At 38.8% G+C, this 9,305-nt stretch carries 10 protein-coding genes; 4 read left to right on the plus strand and 6 right to left on the minus strand.

Annotated elements, in window-relative coordinates; translation table 11 throughout:
- A partial coding sequence (locus ABZC96_RS05735) for a rhodanese-like domain-containing protein (RefSeq protein WP_373029715.1) occupies positions 1-407 on the minus strand: 407 nt, incomplete at its 3' end.
- 204 nt (positions 408-611) lie between these two features.
- On the opposite strand from ABZC96_RS05735, the gene ABZC96_RS05740 reads away from it, so the two are divergent.
- The 4 genes from ABZC96_RS05740 to ABZC96_RS05755 all read left to right on the plus strand — a co-directional run bounded on the left by ABZC96_RS05740 (position 612) and on the right by ABZC96_RS05755 (position 4,348).
- Positions 612-1,007, plus strand: a complete 396-nt coding sequence (locus ABZC96_RS05740; protein ID WP_373029717.1) for a thioredoxin family protein — start codon at positions 612-614, stop codon at positions 1,005-1,007.
- Positions 1,007-2,353, plus strand: coding sequence for an alginate export family protein (locus tag ABZC96_RS05745; RefSeq protein WP_373029719.1), 1,347 nt, complete (start codon positions 1,007-1,009; stop codon positions 2,351-2,353). The genes ABZC96_RS05740 and ABZC96_RS05745 overlap by 1 nt, the downstream gene beginning before the upstream one ends.
- A 250-nt stretch (positions 2,354-2,603) precedes the next feature.
- Entirely contained in the window at positions 2,604-3,257 is a 654-nt protein-coding gene (locus ABZC96_RS05750) for a DUF3972 domain-containing protein (protein WP_373029721.1), read from the plus strand.
- Positions 3,257-4,348: a calcium:proton antiporter gene (locus ABZC96_RS05755; RefSeq protein ID WP_373029722.1), complete on the plus strand. Its 1,092-nt coding sequence runs from the start codon at positions 3,257-3,259 to the stop codon at positions 4,346-4,348. The genes ABZC96_RS05750 and ABZC96_RS05755 overlap by 1 nt, the downstream gene beginning before the upstream one ends.
- A 68-nt stretch (positions 4,349-4,416) precedes the next feature.
- Here the strand turns inward: ABZC96_RS05755 and ABZC96_RS05760 are convergent, their stop codons facing one another.
- The 5 genes from ABZC96_RS05760 to ABZC96_RS05780 all read right to left on the minus strand — a co-directional run.
- Positions 4,417-5,244, minus strand: coding sequence for a DUF58 domain-containing protein (locus ABZC96_RS05760; RefSeq protein WP_373029723.1), 828 nt, complete (start codon positions 5,242-5,244; stop codon positions 4,417-4,419).
- Entirely contained in the window at positions 5,244-6,191 is a 948-nt protein-coding gene (locus ABZC96_RS05765) for an AAA family ATPase (protein ID WP_373029724.1), read from the minus strand. Before ABZC96_RS05765 ends, ABZC96_RS05760 begins: the two co-directional genes overlap by 1 nt.
- Positions 6,188-7,333: a hypothetical protein gene (locus ABZC96_RS05770; protein ID WP_373029725.1), complete on the minus strand. Its 1,146-nt coding sequence runs from the start codon at positions 7,331-7,333 to the stop codon at positions 6,188-6,190. Before ABZC96_RS05770 ends, ABZC96_RS05765 begins: the two co-directional genes overlap by 4 nt.
- The gene (locus ABZC96_RS05775) at positions 7,314-8,846 is read right to left on the minus strand and encodes a VWA domain-containing protein (RefSeq protein WP_373029726.1); all 1,533 of its coding nucleotides are present in this window, start codon (positions 8,844-8,846) and stop codon (positions 7,314-7,316) included. Before ABZC96_RS05775 ends, ABZC96_RS05770 begins: the two co-directional genes overlap by 20 nt.
- A partial coding sequence (locus ABZC96_RS05780; protein WP_373029727.1) for a VWA domain-containing protein occupies positions 8,843-9,305 on the minus strand: 463 nt, incomplete at its 5' end. The genes ABZC96_RS05780 and ABZC96_RS05775, both read right to left, overlap by 4 nt.

The following is a 9,305-nucleotide window of genomic DNA, read 5'->3' on the forward strand; positions in this document are numbered from 1 at the left end:
TCTTTAGCTCTATCACCTCGTAAAGTATCTGCTGTTCTGAGCAGTCCATCACTCAAATATCTAACTCGATAGCCTTTTAGGTATAGAAATATTCGAGCGATGTTGGCTCTGTCATTGTGCGGACATGCTGTAACTATGAGCTTGTTCTTATCTAATTCATCTAAACGCTTTGGTAATTCATTGAGAGGAATATTTTTTGCAAAGCCCATATGCCAAGCCTCAAACTCTTCTTTGAAGCGTATATCAATAAGTTGTGCTTTATTATTTGCTACTAACTCTAACATTTCATATGTAGAGATCTTCATGTCTTTACGTGCCTTGTAGTCAAAATTTTGAAGATAGGTATCAAAGTCTTCAGTATGTATCAGTGTTGTTATAAAAACCAAAAACAGTAAGGTTTTTTTCATAGGTACTCCTTATAAATTATCTTAAATAAATCACCAATTATGACAATTCTACTACAGTCCATCTCAAAAACAACCCAATAAGCTGAAATAGTACTTTTTTTCATGTTCTTCAACCAAAAGGTTAAATAGTCAGCTATATGTTAAGTAGGGAAAATATATAATCTGATGAATTTAGTTAATAATAAATATACCAAAGGAATTGAAATGAAAAAAATCATGATACTTATACTTATAACATTAGGGCTTAACGCTACTGAAATAAATTGGTTGGAAAGCTATACAAAAGCATCGGAAATCGCTAAAGCAGAGAATAAACCAATGTTAGTCTTTATCAATAGACCAGACTGCGGTGCATGTAATGTGATGAAGGAAATAACTTTTACAGATAAGAGCATTTATCCTTATATAAATGAACATTTTGTACCTGTGTCACTTAATATAGATAAAAACGATGCACCTAAATCTCTACAAGCAGAGATGACACCTACATTTCATTTTGTAAAATATGATGGAACTAAAATCAGAGAGACACTTGTGGGTGGAAAGACGGGTAAATTTTATCTGAACATACTCAAAGAAGCTGTATCAGCCTATAAATAATGAAAATCCTCCTCCCACTTTTTCTTTTTTCTCACGTTTTTCTTTACGCAGATCAGGGAGGCAATACCCCTCAATTAGTAGAAAAAAATGATAAACTGGTCTTTAGTTTTCAATACAGAGGACGTTTTGACATTTATGATGGGGTCAACAAACTTGCTTACGGTGATGATTCGATAGATGCAAAAGGTAATGTGCGTGGTGAATCTGATGATACTATCTATTTGCAGCAGATCATTACAGGATTAATTTATAAACCAAATGACGACTGGACATTAAAAGCATTCATCTATGATGCACGTTCATGGGGATCCTCTTTAGATGCAAATGATTTTATCAAAAACCCTGGAACCTCTGATGAATACGTCATGAGTTTTTACGATGATCATTTAGAGCTCTTTGAAACATACATTAGGAGACATAACCTTTTTAACAAAAATATTACTTTTACTTTAGGACGTCAACAACTCGGATATGGTGATCGTCGTATTTTTGGTCCAGGTAAATGGGGCAATACTATGGGATGGTTATGGGATGCAGCACATCTCTCTTATAAAGAGGATAAAAACTTCATTGATGTATGGTATGGGCAGACACGGACCAAAGAAGCAAATGATTTTAGTATAAAACACAAACACCGCTTTCAAGGCATAGGCCTTTATTCACACATTGAAGTGTCTTCTTTCAAAATTGAACCTTTTTTTGCATGGCGAAACAACCTTTATCATGATGTGACACCAGAACAAGATTATTATTATGCTGGAGCCAGGATTTTTGATCTGACCCCTGGGTTCATCTATGACATGACAGGGGTTAAACAGTTTGGAAGTTCTGAAGAGAAGGACGCAGATGCCTATGCCTATGTAGTTAATGGAGGATATCAATATGATAATCAATATAAACCTACTTTTACTTTAGGTTATGTATATGCTTCAGGAGACGAAAATCCCAATGACAATAAAATGGAAACATTTACAGCACCTTTTGGTGCTAATGATGGTCTACATTATGGACGTATGGATGTAATGTTCTGGGCAAATATGTCTGATGTACAGGCAAAATTCTCTATAGTACCAATTCCTAAAATGAAACTTCAATTAGAATATCATCATTTCAATCTTGCAGACGCTCATGATAAATGGTACTTTTTTGGTTATCAAAATAAACCAGGAAACAGTTATACTCATGTAGGTAATGAAACAGATATTATTCTTAAATATCAAATGACTGAAAATACTAGTTTCTTAGGAATCTTTTCCTATATGGATTCAGGAGAGTTTATTACTGAAAATGATATTGCTCAAAATGATACAGTTAAGACTTTTTTACAGTTTATTTATAAATTCTAGAGCAGGTGCCTCTTCTTGGATATGAAATAAAAACTAAATACCTTATTTTAAAAACCTTATAAAGTTATATATTTTATAAGGTTTTTACTAGCGCTATTCTTTTTAAAATATAATTCTTAACATTATTTAGGCGGTTTTTAAATACAAGCAGAGCTACTACTTTATCTTTTCCTAGAATATCAAGATTCCTTTCTGTAAACCTTTCATAAAACTTATGCTATCATTTACAAAACTGTAAACAGGGATGAATATGGAAAAGTTGATGAAGCCTGCTGAGTATGCACAAGAGATTGGTATCTCTAGACAAGCAGTCTATGCGAAGATCAAGCGGGGGATATTGACAGCGAAAAATGTAGAAGGTAAACTTTACATTGTAGTTGACAATGATAGTGTGCAAGAAACAAGCTCTAGTGAAAAAGAGACAACGGCAACAATAAAGAAGGACACTTCCCCCAAAACCAACACTTCTATACCTGCAACGGATAACAAAGACTATAAAGCATTGTTGAAAGCCAAAGATGAGACTATCTCGGTACTCAAAGGCACCGTCAAAGACCTTAAAAAATCCAATAAACAAATATCTACAACACTTAGAGGGGAGATAGACTTGCTCAAAGATGCATTTTATGAGATGCGTACTCTGTATGTCCATCAGTTAGAGCAAAAAAAATCACAAGAGGCAATAGAAGTGATCTCGGAAGAAGAGAGTGTGGATGTTGAAGAAGATCGTTGGATAGGACTTAAAAAGTTCTTCAAACAGCATAAGATCACAAAAGAAAAAGAACAGGCAAAAATTACAAAACGTTTGAAAAAAGCGTACAGGTCTGGTGATGAGCGTATCATGGGAGTGGAAGACAAGCTCAAGTTCAACGCAAACAAAAGTTATAAGGACATCTTGAAATAATGCAACTTCTTAAAGATTTCTCAAAAGAGTATAGTCTCTTTGCCGCAATAATCACTTATTTTGTGATCAGTCATTTTGAACATACTTTGGTACAGACAACGCTAGGGAACTTCATTGGTTTTTCAGTTTTGTTTGCAGTGATAATCTATGCAGCAATGTCTGTAGCGCATCATGCAGAGATGTTGGCAGAAAAGTTTGGAGAACCTTATGGAACACTGATCTTAACGATCTCCGCGGTGGTGGTTGAGATAGTCATCATCGCCATTATGATGATACATGAGCATAATCCTGAGTTGGCACGTGATACAATCTATGCAGCGATTATGCTTGATATCAATGCTTTACTGGGATTGGCAGCAATCATAGGGGGGATAAAGTACGGTGAACAGCCTTACAATATAGATTCTTCAAATTCTTATCTTTCCATGCTTCTTGTTGCCATAGGTATTGCTATGGTGGTACCGCATTTCATGGACGCGGCCCATATCGATACTTATATGATGTTTAATGTGGTGATGTTCATTTTGCTCTATATTACATTTACGCGTATTCAGGTAGCCTCCCATAGATACTTTTTTGAGTATGAACCTGAAGAAGCTGAATTGTGTGACGCAGAGGGAAACTGCGAACATCATCATAAAATCAATGGATGGTACCATAGTGTAAATCTTATCATGGCTATCATCATGATCGGGGTTCTCTCTGAAATTCTGGCTGTTTTTATGAGTAATACACTGCAAACGTACGGATTACCTCTCTCTATAGGTGCAGTAGGCGTAGCCATTATCTCAGCTGCACCAGAGCTCATTACTGCTGTACGTGCAGCGCTTGATAATCGTATGCAAACCGTTGTCAATATCGCTTTGGGTGCTTCTTTGGCAACCATACTTCTTACCGTACCTGCTGTGATCCTTGTGACACGTTATATGGGTATGGATCTTAATCTTGCTATTACCCCTGTACAAGGAGTAATGTTGGGGCTGACTTTACTTGTCAGTATCGTCAACTTCAATGACGGTGAAACCAATATGCTTGAAGGTTTCTTGCATGTGATCTTATTTGTGGTGTTCGCTTACTTGTTATTTGTCTGAGATAATAAGGAAAACGACAATCACTTGTCGTTTTCAGATTTAGATAAGAGATACAGAAACTATATAAGTTACACAAACAGTCCTACGAGTTTGCTCACGACCTCATCATCTGTGAATATTTTGACAGAACGAATGTCATAGCGGGCAAAGTGTTCAGCCAGCTTCTCATCATTCTCTTTTAATCTCGCAAGATACCTTTCTATACTTCTTTGACCAAAGTAGGTATCCATCTTCTTAGAGTCTTGTGGATGAGAGAGTGTAACCTCTCCCAGTTTTTTGGGTACTTCTTCTTCCCTGTCTCTGAGTATAACTGCAATGATTTCGTGTTTTTGTGACAACAGCGATAAGTCTACTTCTTCTAAAAAATCACTCAAGACAAACAGAAGTGAAGGTTTATGAAGTCTTTTAAAAAGATCCTTTACAGCATTACTGTATGAGAGTGCGGTATTGAGCAAAGATGCATCATAGAGTGTTTGAGAGAATTGTTCTATGTGATAGAGTTGTTTGGTTGGTGGTGTTGCATGGGTTTGGTCTTGTGTATATTGTATGCCTGTGAAGAGATCATTGTTTTGCTGCGCGGCATAGCCTAGTATTGTAGCTACTTCCGTAAGCTTCCCTTGTTTTGCATTTCCTGTACCAAAATAGAGGCTTGCATCCATCAGTGCTGCTACTACGACGGAGAGTTCACGATTGGCATGTAACTCTTTGATATAGGGAAGACCCAACTTTGCGGAGATGGTCCAGTTTATCTTACGGATGTCATCACCCATCTGGTATTCTCTCAATTCTGAAAAGTCATACCCCTCTCCGTGGAGCTTAGAGAGGTTGTGTCCACTAAGCAGAGTGTAAACCTGATGTCTGGCTTTGAGTTGAAGTGCTTTTAGGGCTGTATTCATTAAGGTATCGGCAAAGTCTCAATGATAGCAGAGATGATCTCATCTGTATGTATACCTTTGGCTCTAGCCTCATAAGAAAGGACGATACGGTGACGCAATACATTGTGGATCACATACCCTATATCTGCAGGGCTCACAAAATCATTGCCCCGTAAAAAGGCTTTGGCTTTGGCTGCCTTGTAGAGGTCTATAGAGGCTCTTGGACTTGCTCCGAACATAATGTTTTCAGCAATATCCTCTAACCCAAATCGGGCAGGATCTCTTGTGGCAGAAATGATCTGCACCATATAGCGTTCGAGTTCTTTGTCGATGTGGATGTTGGCTAATTCTGCCTGGAGGGCATGAAGATCCTCTATGCTCAGTACAGCTTGCACTTCACCAAAACTTTTACTTGCTGCTTTACGCATGATCTCCAGCTCTTCTTCTTCCGAGTTGTGTTGTACGACAATCTTCATCATAAACCGGTCCAACTGAGCTTCGGGGAGGGCATAGACTCCCTCTTGTTCTATAGGGTTTTGTGTTGCCATGACCAGAAACGGCCTCTCAAGTTTAAATGTCTCTTCAGCAATGGTGACCTGTCTCTCCTGCATCACTTCAAGAAGGGCAGACTGTACTTTTGCAGGGGCACGGTTGATTTCATCGGCTAAGAGCAGGTGCGTAAAAAGAGGACCTTTTTTGATGCTAAAGCTGTGGTCCTGCGGGTTGTATATTTGTGCTCCAATGATATCTGAAGGCAAAAGGTCAGGGGTGAACTGTATACGTTTTGAGTCTAATCCTATCGCACGGGACAGAGCGTTGATAGTAGTGGTCTTCGCTAACCCAGGGACACCTTCTACGAGGATGTGTCCATCACAAAGCAGTCCTATGAGCAAACCTTCTATCATGGCTTCCTGTCCTATGACAGCTTTGTGTAGTTCTTTTTTGAGTCTGTTTATCTGTTCATTCATATTTGTTCCTCTGCCGCTTGTTTAACTTTATTAAAGTTGATTTTACCATTTCCATATAAAGAACTTTCCAGTTTTTCTATACTTGAGGTAAAACGTTTGTTGTTTGCTGCGATAAGCACTTGCAGCAACGCTTTTTCATCTTTACAGCTTTGTATCTTTTGGATCAAGGGGTGATTTTCTTTATTGATCTGTCTCTTTTTCCATTTCCAGCTAAGTGCGGTGAGATATCCTGCAGAAAATACCACGATGTAGCCTAAGAAGGCACTTAACCAAGACCAGTCCTCTCTTAAAATATCCGGTGAATCTACTTTGTCAACTAAGCTATGTGCAGCAACTTGTTGAATGTCAAAATGTTGTGAAGGCACTTCAAGTGTGTAGCTTTTTTCTCTTTTAGGGTCAAACGCTTTGAGAACGATAGGTGAGAGTGTAAAACTTTGATGATGTGAAAGAGCCATCGGATAGGTCACAGTGCTTTGTGTTCCCTTTTTAGTTGCTATAGACTTGACAATAGGTTTTTCTGTAAAGCGTGTAAAGTTTCCCTCTTGTGGAAGAAGCGTATCGACCAGTGGAGGATAACCCTCTCCTTTAATACTTACTTGAAAAGGAAGAGGTTCATAAGCTTTGGCTTGATGTTCTTTTATGTCGTAGGTTAATGTAAAGTCCCCTACAAGTGCTGTTCCTTCTGGGAGTGCTTTGACCTTGAGCTGTAAAGGAGACAAATTGATGTGGGTATCTGTCGTAACCAGGCCTTTTACATTATCTCTGTCTCCAGAAAAACTGTAAGCTACGCTGTCATCGGTCGTCACTTTTTTGAGAAGACTGAATGTGATGTTGATATCTCCAGACTTTAAAGGGTAGATAAGATAGACATAATGGATTTTGGCATTGTGATAGCTGTCAGTTTCTTTAATATCAAGTCTTTGGAAAGTGTAATCTTCACTCTTGTTAATACTAAAGTTAAAGAGCAAAACGACATCATGGTTGGTTTGGTTCAAATCAAGTGTAAGCACAACAGGCTCTTTGACATACGGTGTTGGATGATCTGTATTAAATGTATAGGTAAAATCTTCTGCTTGAAGCGTGATGAAGCTTAGGAAAAAAATGAACAGATGTAAAGGTATCTTACCAAGGTTGTTTTTCACGTATATATCCTTTGTTGATAAGTTCATAGACTTTAGAACCAAGTGGGTGTTGCTCTTGTGTCCCGTCACTTAGAAGTTTGCTCTTTTCCTGTTCTTTTTGTGTCTGGCTCTCTCCCCCGCCACCACTTCCTGAACTGGGTTCATCTTCGCTCTTGGACTCTTTGGTCTCTTCTTGAGATTCGCTTTTACTCGAAGAGGAGTCTTGTGACTTAGGGTGAGCGATACCCAAATCTGCACTTTTTGTATCACTCAGGAGTGCAACCAGATGCAGGTTATGTTCGGCATCCTTATCTTCTCCCAATTGTAAAGATTTAGTATAGTAAATTTTGGCTTTATCATACGATTCTAGCATAGCATAGGCATTAGCTATGTTGTAGTAGAGTTGTTGCTTGATTTGTGGAGAAGTAGAACGGATGGATTTGTATGTTTGGATCGCTTTTTTAAAAGCGTGTTGTTTATAGTAGGTATTTGCAAGTACCATTTGGCTTTGCAAAGAACGTATTTTTATCTGTTTCAGTTGTTTTTTTGTCTCATTAAAATCAGACCCTTGGTAATTTTTGTAAGCAAGGTTCAAATGGTAGTTGTCAAGCATAGAAGCTTCAGCCTGTACCCCTAAAAGTGTAAAGAGTATGAGCAGGTATTTGACAGCACGTGTATGCACTATAAAGAACAACAAGAGAGCCAAGCTTAAAGGTATCTGATAGAGCTCCAGATAATGCCGTTGCATTTTCTCCACGCTTTGTACTTTGCTGGCATTGTTTTGCAGGGCATCGTTGAGATTGTCTGCTGTTGCTTTGGCTGTATTTGAGGCAGTAAAGTAAGCACCTGAGACAGAGGAAGCCAGTGATTCTAAAAGAGGGTTGACACGTGAAATGACAAGGTTGCCTTCTTTGTCTTTAAGTAGGCTTCCGTCTTGGTTCTTGATGGTCGTTCCCCGGGTGGTCCCCAGTGCCAAAACAGTTAAAGAGATATCGGCATTTTGTACAAGGGTTGTCAGTTTTTCAAGCTTCTCCTCTTCTCCTCCGTCTGTCATAAGTACAAGGTTTTTATGTCCCATCTTCATAGAAGCGAGTTTCTTAAAAAGTTTTTCCAGAGAGGTCCCTTTGGTGAGGATGAACTCCGGATTAAGGTTTTCAAGTGCAACATTGATGAGTGCATGATCTGTTGTAGGAGGAGAGAGCAGCAGAGGGTTTGTTGTAAATGCAATGAGCATAATGTTGTCACCAGGGTTTGCCTGCAGCAATGCAGAGATGGTCTCTTTTGCAAAGTCATAACGTGTAGGGCTTATGTCAGTGGCTTTCATAGAGTATGAGACATCCAGTGCAATGATAATGTCTTTGGCTTCTATGCTGGCTTCTTGTAGCGCTTCTTCTTGCACAGGACGGGAAAGTGTCACTACGATAAGCATGAGAACGATAAGATGTATGATGTGCATCACTTTACGCGGACTGCTCCATAATAGAAGGGCCAAAGGGAGTAGAAGCCATAAAAAGCTTGGGTAAAGAAGTGTCATTTTTCATCCCTTCTTGACCAAAGTACCCAAAGTAAAAGCAATACAAATACCAGGGCTAAGGGGTAAAGAATAAGCAGCTTTTGGTTGAGGTAGTTTTCGCTTCTTATCGCACTGGGTTCCAGCGCATTGATCTCTTCATATACTCTGGAGAGCGCTTTTGCTGAAGAAGCGGCATAATTTTTAGCACCACTCTCTTTCGCAATGGTCTCAAGCAGTGATACATCATAATCGGATTTCTTTCCTATCCCTATAGTATAGATCTTGATGCCTAGCTCTTTGGCTTTTTGAACAGCTTCTTTAGGTGAATGCTGTCCTGCATTATGGTACCCGTCTGTGAGTAGAATGATCGCTTTGTTTTTGGCTTCACCATAAGAGAGGGTACGGATGGATTGCATGATGGCATCACCTAAAGCAGTACTTTCACCTGCAAGTCCGACATTGGTCATTTCAAGTAGATAA

Source organism: Sulfurovum sp. (genome assembly GCF_041551015.1).
Classification (GTDB): domain Bacteria; phylum Campylobacterota; class Campylobacteria; order Campylobacterales; family Sulfurovaceae; genus Sulfurovum.